The sequence below is a fragment of the Phytomonospora sp. NPDC050363 genome, from assembly GCF_040655735.1.
Lineage (GTDB): Bacteria > Actinomycetota > Actinomycetes > Mycobacteriales > Micromonosporaceae > Phytomonospora.
In genome coordinates, this window is record NZ_JBFAKK010000001.1 from 97,796 (window position 1) to 121,391 (window position 23,596).

At 71.2% G+C, this 23,596-nt stretch carries 24 protein-coding genes; 7 read left to right on the top strand and 17 right to left on the bottom strand.

The features are described 5' to 3' along the window. Positions 1-2: 2 nt before the first annotated feature. The gene (locus AB0I28_RS00385) at positions 3-1,265 is read right to left on the bottom strand and encodes an MFS transporter (protein ID WP_357488494.1); all 1,263 of its coding nucleotides are present in this window, start codon (positions 1,263-1,265) and stop codon (positions 3-5) included. A gap of 164 nt (positions 1,266-1,429) precedes the next feature. On the opposite strand from AB0I28_RS00385, the gene AB0I28_RS00390 reads away from it, so the two are divergent. Continuing rightward, positions 1,430-2,761: a GH1 family beta-glucosidase gene (locus AB0I28_RS00390; RefSeq protein WP_357488495.1), complete on the top strand. Its 1,332-nt coding sequence runs from the start codon at positions 1,430-1,432 to the stop codon at positions 2,759-2,761. Between the two features lie 214 nt (positions 2,762-2,975). Here AB0I28_RS00390 and AB0I28_RS00395 read toward each other — a convergent pair whose 3' ends face one another. The 5 genes from AB0I28_RS00395 to AB0I28_RS00415 all read right to left on the bottom strand — a co-directional run bounded on the left by AB0I28_RS00395 (position 2,976) and on the right by AB0I28_RS00415 (position 7,012). Then, complete coding sequence (locus tag AB0I28_RS00395; RefSeq protein ID WP_357488496.1) at positions 2,976-3,449, bottom strand: Rieske (2Fe-2S) protein; 474 nt, start codon at positions 3,447-3,449, stop codon at positions 2,976-2,978. Further along, the gene (locus tag AB0I28_RS00400; protein ID WP_357488497.1) at positions 3,446-3,913 is read right to left on the bottom strand and encodes a DUF2231 domain-containing protein; all 468 of its coding nucleotides are present in this window, start codon (positions 3,911-3,913) and stop codon (positions 3,446-3,448) included. Before AB0I28_RS00400 ends, AB0I28_RS00395 begins: the two co-directional genes overlap by 4 nt. Positions 3,914-4,017: 104 nt before the next feature. After that, positions 4,018-5,001: an NAD-dependent epimerase/dehydratase family protein gene (locus AB0I28_RS00405; protein ID WP_357488498.1), complete on the bottom strand. Its 984-nt coding sequence runs from the start codon at positions 4,999-5,001 to the stop codon at positions 4,018-4,020. A gap of 191 nt (positions 5,002-5,192) precedes the next feature. Further along, positions 5,193-6,371, bottom strand: a complete 1,179-nt coding sequence (locus AB0I28_RS00410; RefSeq protein WP_357488499.1) for a metallophosphoesterase — start codon at positions 6,369-6,371, stop codon at positions 5,193-5,195. Between the two features lie 119 nt (positions 6,372-6,490). Beyond that, positions 6,491-7,012 (bottom strand): hypothetical protein, encoded by a 522-nt coding sequence (locus AB0I28_RS00415; RefSeq protein ID WP_357488500.1) that lies wholly within the window; start codon positions 7,010-7,012, stop codon positions 6,491-6,493. Positions 7,013-7,135: 123 nt separating this feature from the next. On the opposite strand from AB0I28_RS00415, the gene AB0I28_RS00420 reads away from it, so the two are divergent. Beyond that, positions 7,136-7,810, top strand: coding sequence for a TetR/AcrR family transcriptional regulator C-terminal domain-containing protein (locus AB0I28_RS00420; RefSeq protein ID WP_357488501.1), 675 nt, complete (start codon positions 7,136-7,138; stop codon positions 7,808-7,810). 176 nt (positions 7,811-7,986) lie between these two features. Here AB0I28_RS00420 and AB0I28_RS00425 read toward each other — a convergent pair whose 3' ends face one another. Beyond that, the gene (locus AB0I28_RS00425; protein WP_357488502.1) at positions 7,987-8,511 is read right to left on the bottom strand and encodes a PadR family transcriptional regulator; all 525 of its coding nucleotides are present in this window, start codon (positions 8,509-8,511) and stop codon (positions 7,987-7,989) included. Between the two features lie 9 nt (positions 8,512-8,520). Further along, positions 8,521-10,536 (bottom strand): NADPH-dependent 2,4-dienoyl-CoA reductase, encoded by a 2,016-nt coding sequence (locus AB0I28_RS00430; RefSeq protein ID WP_357488503.1) that lies wholly within the window; start codon positions 10,534-10,536, stop codon positions 8,521-8,523. A 163-nt stretch (positions 10,537-10,699) separates the two neighbouring features. Between AB0I28_RS00430 and AB0I28_RS00435 the strand changes: the two genes are divergently transcribed. After that, positions 10,700-11,428: a CAP domain-containing protein gene (locus AB0I28_RS00435; protein ID WP_357488504.1), complete on the top strand. Its 729-nt coding sequence runs from the start codon at positions 10,700-10,702 to the stop codon at positions 11,426-11,428. Positions 11,429-11,435: 7 nt separating this feature from the next. On the opposite strand, the gene AB0I28_RS00440 is transcribed toward AB0I28_RS00435, so the two are convergent. From AB0I28_RS00440 to AB0I28_RS00475, 8 genes are all read right to left on the bottom strand, one after another. After that, positions 11,436-12,815: a sigma-70 family RNA polymerase sigma factor gene (locus tag AB0I28_RS00440; protein WP_357488505.1), complete on the bottom strand. Its 1,380-nt coding sequence runs from the start codon at positions 12,813-12,815 to the stop codon at positions 11,436-11,438. A 209-nt stretch (positions 12,816-13,024) separates the two neighbouring features. Then, positions 13,025-14,818 carry an ABC transporter substrate-binding protein gene (locus AB0I28_RS00445; RefSeq protein ID WP_357488506.1) on the bottom strand — a complete coding sequence of 598 codons (1,794 nt, stop codon included), beginning with the start codon at positions 14,816-14,818 and terminating at the stop codon, positions 13,025-13,027. After that, the gene (locus tag AB0I28_RS00450; RefSeq protein ID WP_357488507.1) at positions 14,815-15,003 is read right to left on the bottom strand and encodes a hypothetical protein; all 189 of its coding nucleotides are present in this window, start codon (positions 15,001-15,003) and stop codon (positions 14,815-14,817) included. The genes AB0I28_RS00445 and AB0I28_RS00450 overlap by 4 nt, the downstream gene beginning before the upstream one ends. Next, positions 15,003-16,046, bottom strand: coding sequence for an ABC transporter ATP-binding protein (locus AB0I28_RS00455; RefSeq protein WP_357488508.1), 1,044 nt, complete (start codon positions 16,044-16,046; stop codon positions 15,003-15,005). Before AB0I28_RS00455 ends, AB0I28_RS00450 begins: the two co-directional genes overlap by 1 nt. Beyond that, positions 16,039-17,088, bottom strand: a complete 1,050-nt coding sequence (locus AB0I28_RS00460; RefSeq protein ID WP_357488509.1) for an ABC transporter ATP-binding protein — start codon at positions 17,086-17,088, stop codon at positions 16,039-16,041. The genes AB0I28_RS00455 and AB0I28_RS00460 overlap by 8 nt, the downstream gene beginning before the upstream one ends. A gap of 7 nt (positions 17,089-17,095) precedes the next feature. After that, positions 17,096-17,962: an ABC transporter permease gene (locus AB0I28_RS00465; protein WP_357488510.1), complete on the bottom strand. Its 867-nt coding sequence runs from the start codon at positions 17,960-17,962 to the stop codon at positions 17,096-17,098. A 76-nt stretch (positions 17,963-18,038) separates the two neighbouring features. After that, positions 18,039-19,139: an ABC transporter permease gene (locus tag AB0I28_RS00470; protein ID WP_357488511.1), complete on the bottom strand. Its 1,101-nt coding sequence runs from the start codon at positions 19,137-19,139 to the stop codon at positions 18,039-18,041. A 475-nt stretch (positions 19,140-19,614) separates the two neighbouring features. Then, complete coding sequence (locus AB0I28_RS00475) at positions 19,615-20,220, bottom strand: TetR family transcriptional regulator (RefSeq protein ID WP_357488512.1); 606 nt, start codon at positions 20,218-20,220, stop codon at positions 19,615-19,617. A 119-nt stretch (positions 20,221-20,339) separates the two neighbouring features. On the opposite strand from AB0I28_RS00475, the gene AB0I28_RS00480 reads away from it, so the two are divergent. The 3 genes from AB0I28_RS00480 to AB0I28_RS00490 all read left to right on the top strand — a co-directional run bounded on the left by AB0I28_RS00480 (position 20,340) and on the right by AB0I28_RS00490 (position 22,247). Beyond that, the gene (locus AB0I28_RS00480) at positions 20,340-20,486 is read left to right on the top strand and encodes a hypothetical protein (protein WP_357488513.1); all 147 of its coding nucleotides are present in this window, start codon (positions 20,340-20,342) and stop codon (positions 20,484-20,486) included. A 197-nt stretch (positions 20,487-20,683) separates the two neighbouring features. Next, on the top strand, positions 20,684-21,268 hold the full coding sequence (locus AB0I28_RS00485) for a hypothetical protein (protein WP_357488514.1): 585 nt from the start codon (positions 20,684-20,686) through the stop codon (positions 21,266-21,268). 10 nt (positions 21,269-21,278) lie between these two features. Further along, positions 21,279-22,247: a hypothetical protein gene (locus tag AB0I28_RS00490; protein WP_357488515.1), complete on the top strand. Its 969-nt coding sequence runs from the start codon at positions 21,279-21,281 to the stop codon at positions 22,245-22,247. On the opposite strand, the gene AB0I28_RS00495 is transcribed toward AB0I28_RS00490, so the two are convergent. Then, a complete protein-coding gene (locus AB0I28_RS00495) occupies positions 22,225-23,049 on the bottom strand; it encodes an intradiol ring-cleavage dioxygenase (protein WP_357488516.1) in 825 nt (274 codons plus the stop codon). The two genes, AB0I28_RS00490 and AB0I28_RS00495, sit on opposite strands and share 23 nt — an antisense overlap. 161 nt (positions 23,050-23,210) lie before the next feature. Here AB0I28_RS00495 and AB0I28_RS00500 point away from each other — a divergent pair, with 161 nt between their 5' ends. Further along, positions 23,211-23,576 carry an Imm51 family immunity protein gene (locus tag AB0I28_RS00500; RefSeq protein ID WP_357488517.1) on the top strand — a complete coding sequence of 122 codons (366 nt, stop codon included), beginning with the start codon at positions 23,211-23,213 and terminating at the stop codon, positions 23,574-23,576. The last annotated feature ends 20 nt before the right edge of the window (positions 23,577-23,596 follow it).

The following is a 23,596-nucleotide window of genomic DNA, read 5'->3' on the forward strand; positions in this document are numbered from 1 at the left end:
GGTCAGCGCACGCCCTTGATCGGCTTGACGCACAAGGCGGCGACGACGGCGGTGGCCAGCACGAGCAGGTACAGGGTGACGTAGCCGCCGAGTTCGTTGATGACGAAACCTCCGACGGCGGCGGCGAACACGTACGGGACGGTATTGGCGATCTGGATGACGCCGAGGTCCTTGCCTCGGTGCTCGGGCCGCGGCAGCACCTGCGTGACCAGGGCCTGGTCGACGGCGATGTAGGAGCCGTAGCCGATCCCTAGGATCGCAGCTCCGGCTATGGCGGCGGGCATGGTCGGGACGAAGGCGAACAGGAGACCGGCCGCGCCCTGAAGCACCGAGGCGATGACGATCATCCGTTTGCGGCGGCCGGTGCGGTCGGAGATGCGGCCCGTCGGCAGTGCGGCGGCGGTGACCGACACGGCGTAGACCACGACGAGGATCAGGGTGCCCAGGTCGGGATCGAAGCCGACCCGGTCCTTGAGGTACTGGTACAGGTAGATCTGGCCGAGGGCGTTCGACAGCTGGATCAGGAAGCGCCCCGCCCACGCCCAGGCGAAGTCCGAGTGCCGCAGCGGCGCGATGATGCCCGCAAGGACCGAGCCGACCGTCGCCTTCGGCATCCGCCCGGGAGGCAGCACGGCACCACGGGTCCGCAGCGCGAAGGGGAGTGCGAACAGCGCGAGGAGGAGGGCCATCGCCAGGTAGGCGGGGAGGATCCCGGTCAGGACCGTCGCGACCAGCGCGATCCCGATCAGCGGCCCCAGGGACTGCGCGACCCCGAACCAGGCGGACACGGTTGCCCGCTGGGCGACCGGGACCTCGTCGGGGACGGCGGCGTTCAGCGCGGCCGTCGAGGCCGACAGCCCGATCTGCGTGAAGGCCCACATCAGCACCAGGCCGGGCACCGTCTGCTGCGTGCCCTGCAGGATCAGGCCGACCGCGGCGATGACGACTCCGGCCGCCACCCAGATCTGGCGGCGTCCGCGGGAATGCGTGGTGCGGTCGGACATGACGCCGACGATGATCGGCACGACCACGCCGACCGCCGCGGCGGCGATGTTGGCCACGCTCTGCGCCCAGACCGATCCGGCGTCGTCGGCGGTGACCTCGCCGGCGTGCCGGGGGATCAGGATCTGCTGCGAGGCGTAGAAGGCGAGGAAGACGCCGAAGTTCGCCAGCGTCCAGTAGGTCACCCAGCGGCGGGGGATCGGGGCGGTCGGCTCGCCGGTCGCGGTGTCCGGAGCGCCGGGGGACGTGGGGGTGGCCGCCATGCGCGACTCCTCTGTTGCCGGCGGTCGTCCCGCCACGTGGTGCCGAAAGGATGGGGCAACGGCAGGGGCGTGTCAAGGCTTCGGCCGCACGGCCACTGGACAAGCGGTCCGCGAAGGTGTGTAGTTGCCCGAACGGATCGGCCGGCGAACTTGAGGGGGTTTCCTTGACCGGGTTTCCGCGCGACTTCGTCTGGGGCGTCTCGACCGCCGCGCAGCAGATCGAGGGCGCCGTCGACGCCGACGGCCGGACCCCCTCCATCTGGGACACCTTCGCCCATCGGCCCGGGACCATCGCCGACGGCTCCGACGCCGACGTGACCTGCGACCACTACCACCGCTGGCCGGAGGATCTGGCGCTGCTCGGTGAGCTCGGGGTCGGCGCCTACCGCTTCTCGACGTCCTGGTCGCGTGTGGTCCCCGAGGCATCCGGCAAGCCCAACGCCGCCGGCCTCGACTTCTACGAGCGGCTCACCGACGCTCTCCTGGAACGCGGTGTCGCTCCGGTGGTGAACCTGTACCACTGGGACCTGCCGCAGTGGGCGCAGGACGAGGGCGGCTGGCGCGATCGGGACACCGTCGCCCGCTACGCCGAGTACGCCGGGATCGTCGCCGGAAGGCTAGGCGACCGCGTGGCGACCTGGTCGACCTTCAACGAGCCCTTCGAGCACTGCATGCTCGGCCACGTGACGGGCGAGCACGCCCCCGGACTGACCCTGCCGCTCGACGAGGCCTTCGCGGTCGCGCACCATCTGCTGCTGGCGCACGGAAACGGCGTGCGGGTACTGCGGGAGGCGGGCGCCGCGTCGATCATGTCGATCAACAGCTACGCCCCGGCGCGGCCGGCCTCGGAGTCCGACGCCGACCGCACCGTCGCGGCGCTCTATGACGTGCTCCAGAACCGTCTGTTCACCGAGCCGCTGCTGCTGGGCGCCTATCCCGAGGAGGTCGCGCCGCTCGTCGAGCCCTTCGTGCGCGAGGGCGACCTGGAGCTCATCGCGAGCCCGGTGGACCGGTGGGGCGTGAACTACTACGCGATCAACGCCGTGCGCGCCGTCGACGGGCCGATCCCGCTGGAGGTCGTCGCGCCCGAGGGCTACCCGCGGACCGCGTTCGGCTGGGCCGTGGCGCCCGAAGGTCTGGGTGAGGTGCTGCGCGATCTCGGCGACCGCTACGGCGACGCGCTGCCGCCCCTGGTCGTCACCGAGAACGGCTGCGCCTACGACGACGTGGTCGACGAGGACGGTCGCTGCGACGACCCGGACCGGGTGCGCTATCTGTCGGGGCATCTCGACGCGGTGGCCGGCGCGATCGAGGCCGGTGCCGACGTGCGGGGCTATTTCGTGTGGTCGCTGACGGACAACTTCGAGTGGGCGGAGGGCTTCACCAAGCGCTTCGGGCTCGCCTACCTCGACTACACCACGGGGGAGCGCATCCCGAAGACCTCCTTCGGCTGGTACCGCGACAGGATCCGGGCCGCCCGCGGCGGCGAGGGCTGAGGCCGACGGGGCACCCGGTCATCTGAGGAGCCGCGATCGGGGCGCCTCCGTGCCCTCGCCGACCGATTTCGTGTGCACGACAGCCGTCGCATGGGGACAGTGTCGGTGGATAAGAATTAGTTATGTCTTTACCGGCCCGGGTCGCGAACGACACGAGCCTCGAACCGCAGCGAACCCGAGAACCCCTGGGCGAGCGGTTCGCGAGTGCCGGTCGTCAGCCGAGCGTGATGGAGTCGCCGTCGACGGTGATGGTCTCGGCGGGCAGGGGCGAGCTCGCCGGCCCGGAGAGGACGCTCCCGTCGTCGACGGAGAAGACGCTGCCGTGGCAGGCGCACTCGATGCCCGTCTCGGTGACCGAGGAGACCGTGCATCCCTGGTGGGTGCACACCGCGCTGAAGCACTTGAAGTCACCCGCCGCGGGCTGGGTGACCACGACCTTCTTGTCGGCGAAGATAGTGCCACCGCCGACCGGGACGGCGGCCGTCGTGGTCAGCGGCGTGCCCGACCCCTGATCGCCGGAGGAGCCGCTGCCGTTCGGGGCGCCGGTGGCCGGCTCGTCCGGGTCGGAGCCGCTGTACGGATCGCCTCCTCCGCAGGCGGCGAGCAGGCCGGCGGTGCCGATCGCGCCCGCCGCGCCGACGCCCTTGAGGAAGTTCCGGCGCGCCCGGTCGGGCGAGTAGTGCGTCATGAGGTCTCCCATACCGATGTCGCACCGGTGTGGCCGGTGCGGATGACGAAGTACATCGAGGCTGCCGCGAGGATCAGCAGGGCCGATTCGATGGCGATGAGCACCCACGACGGAGTCGCGCCCCCGCGCTCGCGCATGCGGGTGAGGAGCACGAAGGCCACCGTGACCACGCCCAGAGCGAGTGCGCACCAGAAGGTGAGGGTGCCGAAGTCGCGGTGCGTCAGCAGGTCGGCGGGGGCGTTGCCGGCGTAACGGGTGGCGAGGAATTCGCCGCCGGAGAGCACCGCTCCGCCGGCGGCGAGCGGCGCGACCACCGACAGGGTGACCGCGGCCCAGCCGGTGTGGTTCCGCCATCCGGGGACGAGGGCGTAGACGGCCGACAGCAGCGCCAGCAACGGCACGAGCACCACCGGCGCGTGCACCCACAAGGGGTGCGCGGGAAGCCCGAGGATCTCGGTGAACATGGCCCCCTCCGTTCGCTGATCATGAGATCAGACACGGAGGCGGACCGCAGCCGGAATCGTCCATTCGCGACTCCGCGCCGGGGGAGACGGGGCAGGCGCGAGAGTCAGCGAGAGTGCCACCGCGCCAGGAGTTCGGCCTCGCGCTCGGCGGTCAGCGCCGTCGCGGGCGCCGTGCCGACGGTGAGGACATCACGCGCGATCGACGCGACCGGCCGCACGTTGAGGCCCGCGCGCAGCGAGGCGCCCGGGTCGGCGGTGCTGCACAGGTCCTCGGCCCGATCGCCCCGCGACCACATGGGCAGCGACTCGGCGGTCACACCGGCGTCGATGAGGAATTCGTCGGCGACCCAGGTGAACTCGACCTCCGGTTCGCCGACGCCACGGCGCACGTCTTCGAGGAGGTCGGCGAAGGTGTACTCGGCCGAGCCGCCGACCAGGTGGAAGGTCCCGGCGTGGCCGGTGTCGAGACAGTCGAGGGTGAAGGCGGCGATGTCGCGCGGGTCGACGACCTGGATGGGCGCGCCCGGGGCGCCGGGCGCGAGCACCTCTCCGCCGCGCGCGATCCGGTGCGCCCAGTGGTCGAGCCTGCCGTAGGGGTCCCAAGGTCCGACGATGTACGTCGGCCGCAGGATCAGGGTGGACTCGCCGTGCCGGTCGGCGGCGTCGCGCTCGCACAGCACCTTCAGGCCGCCGTAGTTGGCCTCGGTCACCTCGGCCGGCTCGGGTCCTTCGAGCCGGTGGACACGTCCGTCCTCGGTGAAACCGGGCCCTTCGGGGTCGTAGACCGAGGACGACGAGATCAGCACGTGCCGGCCGCCCCGGCCGCCGAGCGCGTCGGCGAGGCCGCGCACCTGGCGGGGGAAGTAGGCGCAGACGTCGACGGTGGCGTCCCACTCACCGCCGGCGAGGGCGGTGGCGAGGGCCTCGGGATCGTCGCGGTCGGCGAGCAGGTGGCGGGCCTTGTCGCCGAAGACGTCGTTGCCGGTACGGCCGCGATGGAGAAGGGTGACCTCGTGTCCGGCGGCCAGCGCGGCGGCGGCGATGTGCCGTCCGACGAACCGGGTGCCGCCGATGAGCAGGATCCGCATCGCGCGATCCTATGCCCGCCGCGGGCTCACCGGGAGCGTCGCGCGGGCGGCGGCGGGGCAGCCGGCCGACTTCAGCAGCCGCCGCCACGCCGGTGACGGCTCGGCGAGGTACAGGCGGCGATCCCCGGCGTCGCCCAGTGCGGAACTCTTGACGGCCGCTCGCCGGTCGAGCGCGCGGCGCGTGCCGGCCCCTAGCCCCCCGAGCGCAGCGTCAGCAGCGCGATCTCGCTGGGCGCGAAGACCCGCAGCGGCGGTCCCCAGAACCCGGCGCCCCGGCTGGTGTAGAGCTGGGTGCGCTCGCTGTGCCGGCTGAGGCCGGCCAGCGCGGGCTGGTCGAGCAGGACCAGCAGGTGGAAGGGCCAGATCTGCCCGCCGTGGGTGTGCCCGGACAGTTGCAGGTCGACGCCGTGTGAGACCGCGTCGGTGACCTGTTTGGGCTGGTGGGCGAGCAGGAGGACCGGCAGCTCGGGGTCGGCGCCGGACAGGGCGGCGTCGATGTCGGCGCCGTGGCCGGGGCTGCCCGAGGAGCGCGCGGTGGCGTCGTCGATGCCGGCGAGCACGAGGCGGTCGCCGCCGCGCTCGATGACGGTGTGCCGGTTGTGCAGCGACTGCCAGCCGAGCTCGGTCATGTGGTCGAGCCAGCTCTGGCCGCCGCGGCCGATGTACTCGTGGTTGCCGGTGACGTACCCGCGGGCGAGCCGGGCGCGGATGTCGGCCAGCGGTGCCGCCTGCTCAAGGCGCATGGCGACGGTGCCGTCGGCGATGTCGCCGGTGTGGCAGACGATGTCGGCGTCGAGTTCGTTGACGGCGGCGGTGACCTTCCGCGACCATCCGGCGCGGTCGATGGGCCCGTAGTGGGTGTCGGTGATGAGGACGACGCGGGTGCCGTCGAGGCCGGGTCCGAGGCGGGGCACGGTGATGTCGACGCGCTTGACCCGGGGAACGCGCATGGCCTCGGCGTAGCCCCAGACGACCAGTACGGCCGAGACCGCCAGGACCGAGACGGCCATGGCGCGCCCGGCGGTCGTCGCGCCGGCGCCGCCGAGCAGCAGTGCGAAGTAGAGGACGTGGCCGATGGCGGACCAGGCGAACAGCACCCAGATGACGCCGAGGAGGGTGTCGGCGACGCGCGAGGCGAAGTCGTTTCCGCGGAAGTGCCCGCGGTACATCAGCACGGGGAAGGCGAGCAGCGCGAGTGCGGCGACGACGGTTCCGGCGGCGGTGACCGGCGCCGGCCATCCGGCGGACAGGACGATCGTCCACCAGGGAAGGCCGAACAGAAGGCCGAGTACCAGCGTGAGGGTTCCCGCGAACAGAAGGGGTCGAAGCGAACGTCGGCGTGTGGCCGGGACCGCGGTGTCGGCTGACATGAACGCCCTTTCGGAAAAAGTCTCCCCTGAGCGGTAACCGAGGCCGGGCGGGTGGCATTCCCGCCTCGGCGGTGAACGCCCCTGAGCCCCGGCCGAGGCCGGGGCTCAGGGGCGTCGGGTCACCCGTTAGCGGTGAGGAGCAGGGCCGCGATCGAGGCGCCGAAGACGATGACGTGGCGGAGGTTCTGCAGCCAGGGGAACACCCAGGCGGGGAAGGCGTTCTCGGCGGCGGTCAGGAAGGCCCTGACGTCGACGCGGGCGAGTTCGGCGTCGCCGCGCTTGGCGAAGGCCGCCTCGACCGACTTCACCGCGGTGATGTTGCTGTAGAGGATGGCGAGGTTGCCCAGCAGCACCAGCGACTGGAAGAGCCACGTGCCCGGCGCGGCCCAGGACGAGTCCAGCAGATTGAGGGCGGCCACCGCGGCCATGATCGCCGCGACGGTCACCGGGACGGCGGTCTCGTGGCCGCCGGCGTCGAAGCGGAGCTTGTTCTCACCGAGGACCTGCGGGCGGATGCCCTGGCGGGTCAGCTCGGCCTCGGCGGCGGCCTGTGCGCGCGGCCCGTAGCGGGCCCGGACCATCGGGATGCTCACGAAGGCGAGGGCGATCAGGATCTGGCAGGCGGCGATGACGATGTTCACGGCGGGCTCCTCAGGCTCTTGAACTTAGTTCAAGTGGGGGTGTGGGCAGAACTGTAGACCGGTACTTGAACTAAGTGCAAGTCAGGGTCGAACTAAGTTCAAGTGAGGCCGTAGGCTGAGCCCATGCCGAAATCGACACTCACCGCCGAGCAGATCGTGCGCACGGCCATCGAGCTGCTGGACGCCGAAGGACTCGACGGGCTCAACATGCGGGGACTGGGCAAGCGCCTCGACGCGGCGGCCACGGCGATGTACTGGCATGTCAAGAGCAAGGACAACCTGGTGCGGCTGGCCGCCGACGAGGTATGGAACGAGATCGAACTCCCCGATCTCGACGGGCTCGACTGGCGTGCGGCGGCCGTCGACATGGCCACCGGACTCCACGCGATGCTCACCCGGCACCCGTGGCTGGTTCAGGCACTGGCGGGATACCTGCACTACGGCCCCGGCAAGAGCCGGCACGACGAACACCTGCTCGCCGTCTACGAGGCCGCCGGCCTGAGCGGCGCCGAGGCCGACCGGGCGGCCGCCGCGACCTTCATGCTCGCTCTCGGCAGCGCCGTCGGCGCCTCGGCCACGATCGCGCTGAGCCGCCGAATCGGCGTGGACGGCGGCGACCCCGAGGAGCGGATGCGCGAGACCATCGCCGAGGCGAGCGCGATCGCCACGCGCTTCCCGCGACTGCGCGCCCGCTTGGAGACGGCTTCGGCCGACTACAACGCCGCCGCCGCCGACGGCAGCTTCGAGTTCGGGCTGGCGACCTTCCTCGACGGCCTTGAGCTCCGCCTGAAGGCCTAGGGCGTGTCCGGTGGATCACTGCGGGGCTGCGACGGGCTCAGCGTTCTTTGGAGCACAGGTCGCCCTGGCGGCGCCGTTTTGCGGCCCGAGTAAAACTCCGGTACCAGGACCGCAAAACGTCTGGCCAGAAGAAGAATGAGCTCCGCCTCGCACCCGCAAGACCCAGCGGACGAGCCCTAACCCAGTTCGTCGATGGCTCCGGTGAGCCAGGCGATCCAGAACGATTCCAGCTCCGTCCCGGCACGCAGCACCAGGCGCTGGAGTCGTTCGGCCTCGCTCCCGGCGCCATCGGGGAAGTCTCGCTCCTCGATCGAGCGGTACTCGGCCAGCTGCGCGCGGTGCACCGCGAGATGGCGGGCCAGCTCCTCGCGAAGTCCCCGCGACCCGACCACGGCCGCCGCGCGCATCCGCAGCATCAGCGGCTCCCGGATCGGGCGCGGGTCCTGACTCTCCCCGACCCAGTCGCGCAGCTCCGCCGTGCCCGCCGCGAGCACCTCGTACTCCTTGCGCCGCCCGCGGCTCGGCGGCTGCGGCACGGCGGCGATCAGTCCCGCCGACTCCAGCCGGCCCAGCTCGCGGTAGATCTGCTGATGGGTGGCCGGCCAGAAGTAGCCGATCGACTTGTCGAAGCGCCGCGTCAGCTCCAGCCCCGAGGACGGCTTCTCCAGCAGGGCGGTCAGGATCGCGTGCGGCAGCGACATGCGCCCAGACTAGATCGCCGCGGCCAGGCGGGTGCCCTGGTCGATGGCGCGCTTGGCGTCGAGCTCGGCGGCCACGTCGGCGCCGCCGATCAGATGCGGGCGCAGACCGCGGGCGACGAGGGCGTCGTGCAGGTCGCGGCGGGGCTCCTGGCCCGCGCACAGGATGACGTTGTCGACGGCGAGGATCCGCTTTCGCCCGTCGGCGGACAGGTGCAGGCCCTCGTCGTCGATGCGGTCGTAGACGACCCCGGCGGTCATGGTGACCCCGCGATGCCGCAGCTCGGTGCGGTGGATCCAGCCGGTCGTCTTGCCGAGACCGGCCCCGACCTTGCCTTCCTTGCGCTGGAGCAGATGCACCTCGCGAGGGCTGGGCGCACGCACCGGCGCGGTGACGCCGCCGGGGGAGCGGTGGCCGGTGTCGACGCCCCACTGCGCGAAGAAGGCCTCCGTGGTCGCGGTCGTCCCGGTGTCGGTGAGGTAGGCGGCGACGTCGAAGCCGATGCCGCCCGCGCCGATGATGGCCACCCGCTGGCCGACGTGCGCCTTGTCGCGCAGTACGTCGAGGTAGCCGAGCACGCTGGGGTGATCCACACCGGGGATCTCGGGAACCCGGGGCGTCACACCGGTGGCGATGATGATCTCGTCGTGCCCCTCGGCGGCGAGCAGGCCGGCGGTGGCGGGCGTGCCGAGCCGCACGGCGACGCCCAGGGTTTCGAGCCGGTGCCGGTAGTAGCGCAGCGTCTCGTCGAACTCCTGCTTGCCCGGGATCTCGCGCGCGACGTTGAGCTGGCCCCCGACGACCGCGGCGGCGTCGTAGAGCGTCACGGAGTGCCCGCGCTCGGCGGCGGTGACGGCCGCGGCGAGGCCGGCGGGTCCCGAGCCGACGACGGCGACGCGCTTGGCGAGCCTGGTCGGCGAGAGGACCAGCTCGGTCTCGTGGCACGCGCGCGGATTGACCAGGCACGAGGTCAGCTTGAGCGCGAAGGTGTGGTCGAGGCACGCCTGGTTGCAGCCGATGCAGGTGTTGATCGCCTCCGGCTCCCCGGAGGCCGCCTTGGCGACGAAGGCGGCGTCGGCCAGCAGCGGCCGCGCCATCGACACCAGATCGGCGTGGCCCTCGGCGAGGACGCGTTCGGCCAGCTCGGGAGTGTTGACCCGGTTGCCGGTCACCAGGGGGATCGACACCGCGCCCATCAGCTTGCGGGTGACCCACGTGTAGGCGCCGCGCGGGACGGAGGTGGCGATCGTGGGGATGCGCGCCTCGTGCCAGCCGATGCCGGTGTTGATGATGGTCGCCCCGGCTTCCTCGATCGCTTCGGCGAGCGTCACGACCTCGTCGAAGGTCGACCCGCCCGGAATGAGGTCGAGCATGGACAGGCGGTAGACGACGATGAAGTCGGCGCCGACATGCTCGCGCACCCGCCGGACGATCTCGACCGGGAAGCGCATTCGTGCGGCGTAGGAGCCTCCCCACTCGTCGGTGCGCCGGTTGGTGGGCGCGGCGATGAACTCGTTGATGAGGTAGCCCTCGGAGCCCATGATCTCGACGCCGTCGTAGCCGGCCAGCCTGGCCAGTTCGGCGCAGCGGACGAAGTCGTCGATGGTCCGCTCGACCTGCTCGCCGGTGAGTTCGTGCGGCGGGAAGGGGCTGATCGGCGCCTGGACGGGGCTGGGCGCGACCAGTTCGGGGTGGTAGGCGTAGCGGCCGAAGTGCAGGATCTGCATGGCGATCCGGCCGCCTTCGGCGTGGACGGCATCGGTGACCACGCGGTGCTCGGCGGCGGTCGCCTCGGTGGTGAGCATCGCCCCGCCGGGGTAGGGGCGGCCCTCTTCGTTGGGGGCGATGCCGCCGGTGATGATGAGGCCGACGCCGCCGCGCGCGCGTTCGGCGTAGAACGCCGCCATGCGCTCGAAGCCGCCGGGGGCCTCTTCGAGACCGGTGTGCATGGAGCCCATGACCACCCGGTTGGGCAGGGTGGTGAAGCCCAGGTCGAGGGGCCTGAGCAGGTGCGGGTAGTCGGTCATCGGTGCTCCTCGGACGTCGGCGCTGGGTCTTTCTTAGCCCAGTCCCGACCTTTTTGCAACTAGGTGCAAAAAGAATCGGCGGCCGAAAGCGTTATCGCCGCGCACGCCGGCGGTCTCCTGTCACGCCGGACCTCCCGGCGATCGACGGCCGGAGCGGAGCACCATGCCCCACCCCCACGACGCACCCCCCGAGACAAGGCCCGGACGCGGGCGCCACGCCCGGCGGGTCTCCCCGCGCCGGGCCGTGGTCGCCGGCATCGCGGCGGCGGCGACCGTGTCGCTGGGCCTCGCGGCGCTGTTCGGCCTCGGTGGCGACCCCGGTGAGACCGCCCGGCCCTCGGCGGCGTCCCCCTCCGGGAGCACGCCAACCGAGGCGGTGCCGGAGCCGTCGTCGGCAGCTCCCTCCTCGGAGGCGTCGACGGTCACCCCGAAGACGAAGCCGCCGGCCGAACCCGAGGACGAGGAGACCGCCGACCCCGGACCGGCTGGGCCCGCCGGAGGAGAGGCCGCGCGGTTCGCCGCCCGTGTCGCCGAGCTGGTCAACGACGAGCGCGCCGAAGCCGGCTGCGGCGCCTTGCGCGTCGACGCGAAGGTCACCTCGGCGGCGCAGGCCCACGCCGACGACATGGGCGCCCGCGACTACTTCGCCCACGACAGCCCGGAGGGACGCAGCGCCGGGGACCGCCTCGACACCGCCGGGTACGCCTGGAGCGGCTGGGGCGAGAACATCGCCAAGGGCTCCGCCGACGCCGAGCAGGTGATGCGGGGCTGGATGGACAGCCCCGGGCACCGCGCCAACATCCTCAACTGCGACTTCGACCACCTCGGCGTCGGCGTGAACCTCGACGGCGGCGGCCCGTGGTGGGTGCAGGTCTTCGGCAGCCCTCGCTGAGCCGCGCTCAGGCCGGGCGGGCCAGGTCGAGCACCCAGATCGTCCCCTGCGGACCGTCCACGGCCGCCGCGCCGGCGGCGGTGTAATCGCAGGCCAGCATGTTCTCGCGGTGGCCGGCGCTGTCCATCCAGGCGCCGGCCGCGCCGTCGGGCTCGGCCGACCCGAGGTAGAGGTTCTCCGCCCAGCCGCCCCACGTGTAGCCGGCGGCCGTGATCCGTTCGCCGGCGTCGGATCCGTCGGAGCCGGTGTGGTCGAAGAAGCCTTGTGCGGCCATGTCCTCGGCGTGCCGGCGCGCGGCCTCCCGCAGCTCGGGGTCCTCGGCGAGGGCGTCGCACCCGGCGTCGGCGCGCAGGGCGTTGATCGCCTCGATCAGCCGTGTCTCCGCGGGCGCCGGGGCCGGTGAGGTCCGGTCGGCCTCGGCGGGCGCCGGCGGGGGACTCGCCGAGACCGAGACGGACGGTGTCGCGGCCGGCGGAGCCTCCGGGGCGGGGTCCTTCGACGGCCACAGCAGCACGAGCGCGGCCACGCCCGCCAGTGTGCCAACGGCCGCCACGGGCCGCAGCCAGCCCGGCCGCGCGGGAGCCGAGGCCACCAGGGACGGGTCGACCGCCAGGTCGGCGGCGGGCACCGGGACCAGGGCCATCCCCGCGAGCAGCCGCTCGGCGGGAGCCAGCCCGTCCCGCGACCGCGAGCACGGCGAGCAGTCGCGCACGTGCCGCGCGACGCGCTTGCGCCACAGCGGCGAGGGCCGCCCGTCCCAGGTCGCCACGACGGTGGTCAGCTCACCGCAGCGCCACGTCGCCGACAGTGCCCGCACGATCTGCCGCGCGAGGTCGAGTTGGGTCTTCATGCGCTGGACCCGCACGGCGGCGTGGCCCGTGGTCAGGTCCATGGCGGCGGCCAGTTCCTCACGGGTGAGGCGGCCGGCGCTCTCCTGCCACCACAGGGCGAGCAGATCGCGGTCGTCGGCGTCGAGCCAGCGGGTCGCCTCGGCGATCTCCCGGCGCTGGGCGGACAGGCCGAGCCGCAGGATCGACAGCTCGACGAAGTCCCCGGCGGGATCGGGCGCGGCGCCGACCCGGTCGGTGGCCGGCAGCGGCGCCCGCTGGGCGTGCGACCAGCGCCGGCGGACCTCGTTCATGGCGATGGCGATGAGCCATGAGCGGAAACTCGCCGCGTCGCGCAGGCGGCCGAGCCCGTCGATGGCCTTGAGCATCGTCTCCTGCACGACGTCGTCGACGTCGGGATGGCCGTTCATCGCGCGCCCGACCACGTTGTAGACCAGCGGCAGGTACGCGGCGACCAGCCGCTCGCGGGCGCGCGGGTCGCCCGATCGCGCGGCCGTCACGGTCGCGGTGCTCGCGGTTCGATCGCTGTGTTGGTCCATGCCCCGTCCAGTCGTCGGCGTTCGCTTCGGCCATGGGAGACCTGCGGCGGACGCCGGGATAACGAAAACCTGCGGGGGCGAGGCTACTGCGGTCGGGAACGCGGGCGCGGTGTCCGTCCGCGGGGACGGCGGGCGGGCAGAGCGCCCGCCGTCCCCGGGATCCGCCGGCCCGCGCCGCCCGCCAGGAGAGGATCGGGCGACGCGAGCGGTCAGGCCGGGCCGAGCCTTCCGTCGAGGACCGACAGGATGACCGGGTTGTCCTGGTAGACCTGGTTCTTGTTGGTGGTGTGCGCGGTGTCGAACTTCTCGACGCGGACGCCCTCGATGGCGGGGCTGACGTACTTGTAGCCCCAGATCGGGATCCTCGGCAGCAACTCGTTGAAGATCGTGGCGAGCTTGCGGCACGCCTCCTTCTGGGCCTCGGCGTCGGGCGCGGTCTTCGAGGTCAGGATCAGGGCCTCGACGTCGACCGCGCCGAGGGTCGGGCTGGTCATGTTGAGGTCGAGCATCTGGCCGGGCGCCTCCTCGGTCCGGCCGTTCTCGAGCTGGAAGTTGGTGAAGCCCGATCCCCAGTAGTCGGGGTTGAAGGGGTTGCCCCAGTGGCGCACGGCGACCTCGAAGGAGCCCGAGCCCCAGATGCCCCACGGGTTGTCGGCCGGGACGTTGCTGGCCTTCGTCTCGATGCCGAAGGCCGTCCACGCCTCCTGGACCTGCGTCGCGGTCAGCTCGAAGTCGTTCCAGCCGGTGACGCCGATGATCTCGTAGGAGGCCTTCTCACCGCTCGGGAGGTGCCACGCACCGTCCTTCTTGGTCCAGCCGGCCTCGTTGAGCAGCGCCTCGGCCTTGGCCGTGTCGAAGCCGAAGACCTCGAACTTGGCGAGCTGGTCGGCGGCGAACAGCTCCTCGGAGTGCACGTCGGGCAGGCCGTTGTGGTACTTCGAGACGTAGAAGGTCTTGCCCCGGGCGATCTTGCCGACCTGCTCGAAGTCGATGGCGTAGGCCAGCGCCTTGCGGACGCGGACGTCCTTGAGCTCGGGCTTGGCCGCGTAGTTGAACATCAGCCCGGCACCGTCGTAGCCGGGCGTCTCCAGCAGGGCGAGCCCGGGGACGGCGGCGAAGGTCTCGTGCTCGGTGGGCGTGAAGGCGTTGGTGGCGTAGTCGAGTTTGCGCTCGACCAGGAACTGCGCGGCGGCCTTGTTGTCGCCCTTGTAGACCGTCACCTTGTCGAAGCGGACCTTGTCCGAGGCGAAGCCGCCGGGGTTCTTGACCAGGGTCAGCACGGTGTCGGAGCTCTGCGCGAGGTCGATCTTGAACGGGCCGCTGCACACGTAGTCGGTCGGCTTGAGCGCCAGCAGTTCGTCGTTGAACGCGACCTGCTCGTCGTCGCCGTTCTTGACGCCCTCGGCGAGCATCGCGATCGCCTTGTCGCCGAGGACCCCGTGGCTCGACTTCGCCCACACCCGCTGCTTGAGCACGGGCCGCTCGATGCCGGGGTAGGGGTTTTCGAAGGTGAGCTTGACGGTGTGGGTCTCGGGGACCTCGATGCTCTTCACGAACGGCCAGGCGTCGCCCCACGCGGGGGTGTTGAGGATCAGCGAGGCATAGGTCTGGTGGAAGTCGGCGCCGACCACGTCGGTGCCGTCGCTCCACTTGACGTTCTTGCGAACGTTGATGACCAGGACGTCGCCCTCCCACGCCGAACTCTCGATGAGCTGGTACAGCCAGGTCTTGCCGGCCCAGTCGTAGATGGCGCCGGTGGTCATGAACAGGTCGGAGTAGATCGACGACATGAGCAGCGCGCCGTTGTTGTCGGCGACGTTCATGTTCTGCGTGTCGCGGTTGAAGTCGTAGACGCCGGTGAACTCACCGCCGCTCTTCTGGCCGCCGTCGTCGTCGTCGCCCGCGGCGCAGCCGACCAGGGCGGTCCCGCCGGTCGCGGCGACCGCGGTCAGACCCATGAGTTGCAGCAGGCGACGCCTGGAGATGTCGAACTGAGAGGTCACAGCCTCTTCCTTTCTCGATACAGGGCAAGGGAGGAGATGAGAGCGAGGAACAGGCCCATGCCGAGCGTCAGCGCGGTGACGACGAACTCGGCCGTCCGGGGGTTCAAGAAGAGCAGCATCAAGGCGGGCACGACGGTCAGGAAGATCGCCATGTAGAGGCCCATGCGCGCGAGCAGGGCCGCCATCAGCCGACTCCGGCCTGCTCGTGGTCCCGTGCGACCACGTGGCAGGCCAGCCGCCGCGAGTCACCGTCGAGGACGGCCAGCGGCGGTGCGGCCGTCTCGCAGGTGTCGGCCTCGGCCAGCGGACACCTGGGGTGAAAGGTGCAGCCGCTCGGCAGGTCGGTCAGGCTCGGGATCTCCGAGCTGCGCAGGGTGACGGCCTTCTTCGCGCGGGCCAGCCGCGGGTCGGGCTCGCACACCGCCGAGATCAGCGCCTTGGTGTAGGGGTGCTGCGGATCGTTGATGATCCGCGGCGTCGGTCCCTGCTCGACGATCCTGCCGAGGTACATGACCGCGATGTCGCCGTCCCAGGCGAAGTACTTGGCCACCGCGAGATCGTGGGTGATGAACAGGAAGCCGACGTCGAGTTCGTCGCGCAGCCGCCCCAGGGTGTTGAGGAGGCTGACGCGGATGGACACGTCGAGCATCGAAGTGGACTCGTCGGCGATGAGCACCTGTGAATCCATGGCCAGTGCGCGTGCGATCGCCACGCGCTGCCGCTGGCCGCCGGACAGCTGGTGGGGGTACTTGTCCAAGTAGGACTCCGCCGGTGTCAGGTCGACTCGTTCCAGCAGCTCGGCGGCCCGCCGCCGGGCGTCGGCCCGGTCGGCGGCGCGGCCGTGCCGCCGCAGCCCCGCCGTCACCGTCGAGTAGACCGTCCGGACGGGGTTGAGCGAGGCGTAGGGGTCCTGGTGGATGTACTGGACGGCCTCCCGGAAGGTCTGCCGGCCCGCCCGGTCGAGACCGGCGATGTCGGCGCCCCGGAAACGGATGGTGCCGGCGGTCGGCTTGGTCAGCCCGGCGGCGGCGCGCGCGGTCGTCGTCTTCCCGCAACCGGACTCGCCGACCAGGCACAGCACCTTCCCGGCGCGCACGGTCAGGTCGACCCCGGCGACGGCGGGTACGTCCCCGCGCTTGGTGTGGAAGGTCTGCTCCACACCGGACAGTTCCAGCAGCGCCTCACCGGGTGACGGTTCGCGGGGATCGGGGATCTTCGGCTCAGGCACGGGCCACCACCTTGCGGGTGTACTCGATCTCCTCGGCGCGCAGGCAGGCCGCGGAGTGGCCCTCGTCGAGGGCGCGGGGCGTCAGCACGGTCAGTTCCGGGCGCGTGTCGAGGCACTCGTCGCGCGCGTATCCGCAGCGCGGATGGAAGGAGCACCCACCGGGGAGGGAGGCCAGGCTCGGCGGCGAACCGGGGATGGAGCACAGCTCGGGAAGATCGCCGACGACCGGAGGCACGGCCTTGATCAGGCCGACGGTGTAGGGATGCCGGGGTTCGTAGAAGACGTCCTCGGCCGTCCCGGTCTCGATGATCCGCCCCGCGTACATGGTGGCCACCCGGTCGGCGAGCTCCGCCGCCAGGCCGAGGTCGTGGGTTATGAAGATCATCGCGAAGCCGAGGCGTTCGCGCAGCTCGTGGAGTTGCTCGACGATGGACCGCTGGGTGAGGATGTCGAGGGCCGTGGTCGGCTCGTCGAGGACGAGCACCTGCGGTTCGAGAGCCAGCGCCAGTGCGATGAGGATGCGCTGCTTCATCCCGCCGGAAAGTTCGTGCGGGAAGCTGCGCAGCACCCGCGCGGGCTCCAGCCGCACCATCCGCAGGAGCTCTTCGGCCCGTTCGGTGATCTCGGCGCGGGTCCGGCGCCCCCGTGCCGGTTCGTGCGAGCGCAGGGTGTCGGTGAAGTGCTCGCCGATGCGCAGGACCGGGTTGAAGGAGTTCATCGCGCCCTGGAAGACCATGGCGGCCTCGTGCCAGCGGAACCTGCGCAGGTCCTCCTTGGACAGGCGCAGGATGTCGAGGGACATGCCGTCCTTGAGGCGGTAGACGATCTCGCCGGAGGAGACCTCCCCGAGCCTGGGCAGAAGCCGCAGCAGGCCGAGGCCCAGGGTGGTCTTTCCGCAGCCGGACTCGCCGACCAGGGCCATCGACTGGCCGGAGTAGAGGTCGAAGGAGACGTCGGCGGCCGCGGTGACGCTCGTTCTGCGGCCGGTCTTGTACACGATGGACAGATCCCGGACGGACAGGATCGGCGCTGCCTGTGCCATGGGGTTCCTACCTTTCCCGCAGTCTCGGGTTGAGGGCCTGCTCAAGGGATCGGGTGACGAGCACGAGGCCGACCTGGAAGAGCGCGATCATCGCCAGTGGGGCGAGCAGGAAGGGCAGCGCGCGGGGGAGCAGGTAGGCGCTGTTCTGCCAGGCCTGCTGGATCATCAGTCCCCAGTTCTCGGCCGTCGAGGGGAGCAGGCCCAGCAGGTAGAGGCCGACGATGGCGTAGATGGCGTTGGTGACGGCGATGATGAAGTTGATGAAGATGTAGCCGGCCATGTTCGGCAGGATGTCGACGAAGACGATCCGCATGGTGCCGAGGTTCTGCAGCTGCGCGGCCTCGATGAACTCGCGTTCTTTGAGGCTGAGCACCTGCGCGCGGATCGAGCGGGTGAGGAAGGGCCAGGTCAGCAGGCCGATGATGAGGCCGACCATCCACGGTGAGATGTCGCGGAAGTAGGAGGCGACGATGATCAGGATGGTGATGAACGGGATGGTCATCGTGATGTCGGTGAGCTGGAGGACGAGGTCGTCGAAGCGGCCGCGGAGGTAGCCGGCCAGTGCGCCGAGGACGACGGCGATGACGACGGTGACCACGGCCGCGAGCGCGCCGACCCACAGCGGTTCGGCGCCGCCGAGGACGAGTTTGGTGAAGGTGTCCTTGCCCTCGAAGTTGGTGCCGAGCCAGTGGGTGCCCGACATGGGCTGCCAGATGTTGTCGGCGTCGGTGGGGTTGTGGTGGTCGACGGTGAGGCGGCCGACGAACACGAAGGCGAGGATCGCCGCGACGATGCACATGCCGGTGAAGCCGCTGGGGCTGCGGGTGATGCCCTGCCACATCACCGAGAGGGTGCCGCCGGTTCCCTTGCTCATGCCCTGTCTCCCCGTGCGATTCGGTCGCCCGGTTTCGAGCCGGTCGTCGGTGCCGCTCCGTACCGCTCTTCCCGCATCACGCGGCGGCCTCCACATCGGACACGCGGACGCGCGGGTCGAGCCGTCCGTAGACGAGGTCGGCGATCCAGTTGGTCAGCACGACCACGGAGGTGCCGATGACCAGGACTCCCTGGAGGACGAAGTAGTCGCGGTTGTTGACCGACTCCAGTGACAGCAGGCCGAGGCCTTCGTAGGCGAGGACCTGTTCGACGAGGATGGCGCCGCCGATGACGGTCGCCAGGGCGATGGCGACCTGGGGGACGAGTGGCAGGACGGCGTTGCGGCCGACGTAGGTGAGCGCGATCCGTTTGTCGGTGAGGCCTCTGGCGCGGGCGACGGTGACGTAGTCGTCGCCGAGGACCTCGGTCGTGGCTGCCTTCATGACCAGCATCCAGGTGCCGACGGTGGCCAGTGTGTACGTCGTGATGGGCAGGATCCCGTGGTAGAGCGCGTCGCCGATGAACTCGGCGTTGAAGCCGGGCTGAACGCCCTGGCTGTACCGGCCGCGCATGTCGAGGAAGTCGATGACGCCGAAGACGGTGCTGCCGAGGGTGACCAGGGCGATGGCGATGAGGTAGTTGGGGATGGCGCCCATGATCGAGGCGACCAGGCTCAGGGCGTGGTCGACGCGGCTGTTGCGGCGGTAGGCCATGAGCATGCCGAGCAGGAGTCCGAGGGTGATGGCGATGGTGACGCCGGCGCCGACCGAGAACAGGGTCCAGGGCAGCACCTTCATGATCACTTCGCTGACCGGGACGCCGACCTGGGTGACGCTGGTGCCCATGTCGCCGGTGACCAGGCCGGAGAAGTACTCCCACCACTGCTCCCAGATGGGGGCGTCGGGGTCGAAGGCCAGCGACTGGATGGCCAGGGCGCGGGCCTCCACCGGGGACACTCCGCGCTGGCTGATCTGGCCGGCCAGGACGTCGACGGGGTCGCCGGGCATGGCCCGCATGAGGAAGAAGCCCGCGTTGGTCACGATGAACACGACCAGGACCGCGCGGCGCAAGCGCCGGAAGGCGTAGGCGCGCCAGACGCGGGCGAGGAGGGAGCCGGCTCGGCGCGGCCGGGACGGTGGGCTGGCCTTGACTATCAGGCCTGGGGCTAGAGCGGACAAGCGCGGACTCCTCGGGCACCAGGTGTGACGGAGATCCTCTTTTGAGTCTCTTTACAGAGGGAAGGTATCGGTGCGGGACTGGGTCAATCCAGGTTCGGAATCAAATCGTTACCTTTCTTGAATAAAAGAGTGTCCCAACGCCGGGAAGGTCGCTTTCGTACTGTCCGGTGACTCTCCGTCCGATCGCGACGGTCCGATGTGGACGCTCTGGGATCGGCTCGGCGCGGGTGATCCGGCCGCAACTCGCCGGCCGCAGGGCTCGGCGTGCTGATCCTGGCCGCGCGGCCGGTGTTCACCGCGATCACCCGGCTCGGCGTCGCCTACTTGGTCCACCTCGGCGTCCAGGCGCTGCGTTCGGCCCGGCGCGGCGCCCGTCCGGCGCCCGGCCCGGTGGCGCGACCTATGCGCGGGACGGCGATGGCGGGCCGGTGGCAGGGCTCCTGCCCGACATCACCGACCCGAAGGCGCTGGTGTTCTACGTCGCCGTGCTGCCGCCGTTGACGACCCCGCCGACGACCGCCGCCACGACCTTGGTGACCGCTTCGGGTCCGGGCGGCGGCGCCGTGCGGTCGGCGAACAGCAGGTGCCCCGCCCCGATCAGTGTGGGCGCGAGGACGGTGACGTCGGCATCGGCGCGGACGCGGCCGAGTTCGCGTTCGGCGGTCAGGTAGGCCGTGAGCGTTGCCGTCGCCTCGTTCAGGAGCGGGATGCCGGTGGGGGTCGCCTCGCGCAGTCGGGCGCGGAGTTCGTCGCGCGAGGTCACCAGCCCCACCATGGCCACCGCCACGGAGCCGAACAGCTCGGTGAGCGCGCCGGTGATGTTGCCGACGACCGAACCGGTGCCGGCGTTCTCGCGAAGGGTCGCACCACGCGCCTCGGTCCGGGCGATTCGGTCGCGCACGAGTTCGGCGAGGAACTCGTCGAAATCGGCGAAGTGCCGGTGGAGCACCCCTTTGGCGCACCCTGCCTCGGTGGTGACCGCCCTGCTGGTCAGGCCATTGGGGCCGCTGGTGAGCAGGACTCGCTCGGCGGCCTCGAACAGCTGCTCGCGAGCGTCGCGCATGGCCACTCCGGTGGGCAAGTCCGTCTCCTTCGGCCTCGTGCCACCCGTCGGCGCTCGACGAGTGGTCGATCGCTCATTTCAAGTGGGCGCATGCCCATAATATCCTCCGGGCCGGACCGTGCGAATGGCTCGACCAGATGCCCACCCACGGCACCCTCACCCGGCGCGTCCGGGCCGCTCGCCGAGCTCCTGGAAGGCATGGGGCCGCCATCGACGCGATGGGCGGCTCCCTCGCCGTGCACATGACGGTGGCCGTCACGGCGGTGCGCACCGGCCGGGCGTGATCACTCCGACCGTCGGCACAGGGCGGTACCCGCCCGACCGGCCGGCCCCGTCCACGTGCCGCCGCGAGGACAGCGCCCGCACGTCGCGCGGTCCTCGCAGGAGACCGCCCGGATCGTCAACCCCGCCTGGGGGAGCGGCGACTCACCATGGGTAGCCTGAGCACCACTTCTCTCGAGTTCGGTGGGGTTTTCCAACAGTGCGTTTCCTTCTCGCGGCGGCGGTGGCCGCGGCAGTGATCTTCAGCCAGCCTGCGGCGGCTTTCGCCCAGGACGCCCAGCCCCTCGACATCGCCATCGGGGACGGCGCCACCGAGACCATCGCCGGTGAGCGGGTCGAGTACGAACTGATCCTGCGCAACACCCAGGCCGAGCCTGTCGCTCCGCGCGTCGAGGTCGTCTTCCCCGACGGCCTCAGCGTGTCCAGTGTGGACGGAGGCGGCGAGCTCGCCGAGGATCGTGTGGTGTGGCGGCCGACGGTCGCACCGGGCGCCGAGTGGACCGTCGCGCTGCACGGAAAAGTCGCCGTCGACGTCCCCTTCGACAAGCGGATCGCGGTCACGGCCTGCGGATACTTCGACGAGGGAACCGTCGCCGCGATGTGCGCCACCGACATGAACACCGCCGTCGTCGCCCCCGTCGGCCGGGTCTGGGTCGCGTGGTTCGTCGTGCTCGGCCTGATCGCCATCGCCGTCGCCGCCGAGATCCTGCGGGTCAGGGCCGATCGTCGCGAGTCGGCGCGGCCGGTGGCCGACGAGTCCCCATTGGACACTGCCGCCCGTTAGCCTGCTGTTCATGGCCACCCGCTTACGGCGCCTGTTCTCTCTCGCGGTCGCACTCGTCGCGGCCGTCTGGTGGGGCGTGTGCCTCACCGTCGTCACGCCCGGCACCATCGCCGACCAAGAATGGGCGGGCAACAACGGCTACTGGGCTCGCGACGTCCGCCTGACGATGATCCTGCTCGTGGCGTCGGCGTTCGTGTGGGCGGTCGCCGGCGACGAGTTCCTCAGTGCCATGGGCGCGCTGGGAGCGTTGGTGTGGACGGCCGCCGACATCCTCCTCACCCGCGTCGGCGTCGACGGGCCCGTGGCCGCCGTGGCGGTGTCGGCGGTGGCCGTCGCGTGCGTCCTGGCCGCCTGGTGGGCGGCCGCCCGCAGAACCGTGCGCGCACGGCGCGGTGTCCTGCTCGTCGCCGGTTCCATCGCCGCGATCACGGCGGGGCTGATCGGCGGCCTCCAGTCGCCGACCGACGTCGAGGCCGCGCTGCGGGTCTCCGGTCTGCTCGCCGGCGTGCTCGGTTCGGCCGTCGCCCTCGGCTGCTCCACCCTGCTCGCTTCCGGTTCCCGCAGCACGCTCATCGCGGTGGGCGCCGCCGCGCTCGCGCTCACCGTGCTCATCCGGATCGCGTCGCCCGACCGGTCGGCGCTCGGCCTCGGCATGCTCCTCGCCGCGTTGTCGCTGACCGTGCTGACGGTCCGGGCGAGTGAGAGGAGCGGACCCCAAGCGTGGATCGCCTCGGCTCTCGCCTGTTTCCCGGTCGTCTTCTGCGCGGGGATGTTCGTCATCGCCGCGGGGTTCGGTCTCGCCCCGATCGGCGTCCTGCTGACCCGGTTGGAGGGGCACCCGCCGGTCAACACCGCCGACACCGACGTGCTCTACACGTCGGCCGCGATCGTCGGCGGCGTCCTCGCCGGGTCGCTCCTGCGGTGGGGAGTGTCCGCGCTCACCTCCGCATCCGCCCTCAGACCCCCACGTCGAGACTGACCCCGATCCCGGCCGGCACCCCGCCGGTCACGGTCGCCAGTTGGCTGTCGTGGCCGTCGGAGAACACCATGTCCCGGTCGAGGGAGACCCGTGCGAGGTTGCCGACACTGCGCTCGTACCCGGAGGTGGCGTACACCGTCTCGCATATCCCCCGCGGGATCGCCAGCTGCGAGGTGACGAGCTTCGTCCCCGCCCTCGTCGCCTCCGCCAGACTCTCGTAGACCTCGAAGTGCATGTGCGGCCAGCGCCCGGAGTAGCAGGCCGGGAAGATCGTGGTGAACACGACCGTGCCGCCGGCGTCGGTCTCCTGGACACCGCGCAGGTAGTTCTCGTTCTCGGCGCCCTGCGAGTACATCGAGTAGTTCCCGTCGCGGTCGCACTGCCACAGGTAGACCGCGGCCCCCTTGAGCGGCTCGGCCGTCCCGGCGTCGAGGACGTTGAGCGTCACGGTCGTGGCGATCCCCTCAGCGACGCCGGTGGCGGTACCGAAACTCGGCCGAATGTCGCCGCGGACGATCCCGCTCTCGGTCAGCGCGTTCGGCCCGTTCGAACCGTCCCCCGGGTACGGGCCGGCGGTCTCCTCGGGGATCTCGGCGACGTCGGCCCTCGCGGGCTCGCTCGCGCCGGTGCTCGCCGGAGCGCTCGGAGCCGCCGAGCCCCCCGCCGACGAGGGCGCGCAGGCCGCCACCAGGGCGAGTCCGGCCCCGCCGATCATGCCGAGGACCAGGCGCCGGTCGGCCAGGGTGCGGATGTCGACGTCGAGCCCCCGGTCGTGGTCCTCGATCTCGTGCTCGCGGGTCATGTCAGCCTCCAGGTACGCCGTCGGTGAGCGGCCCCGGCGGTCTCACCAGGTCCGATGAGCCGAGGCTAGGAGTCCTTGCTCAAGATCGGCTCGGAGTCGGGTCGGAACCGGCTGGACGTCATCGGCCGCCGCTGTCACACCCGGCCGTTAGTCTCGGTCGCATGCTTTCGGAGAGTGACTTCAGCGGCTTCACCGCCGCCAAGTTCGTCGGCGGGTCCACCGCCTCCTCGGTGATCTTCAGTCCCGGCGGGCCGGTCGACGCGCACCTGTCCGGCGTCTTCGGGGCGCGCGGACTCGAAGGCGGCGGCTACGACTGGCAGGGCGCGGTGCACGCCCTCGTGCTGGAACGCGATCCCGCCCTCGCCGAGCGCTTCCGCTTCGACTCCGAGGCCGGCATGTTCTGCGCCTACGGAGAGGACGTCGCCGCCCTGCACGCCGTCGCCGCCGTTCTTGAGGAACTCCTCGGCGACGCCGACCTGCTCGACCGCGCCCTCGCGGCCGCCGCCGAGGCCGACCTGCTCGACTGACGCGCGCAGACCGTGAATTC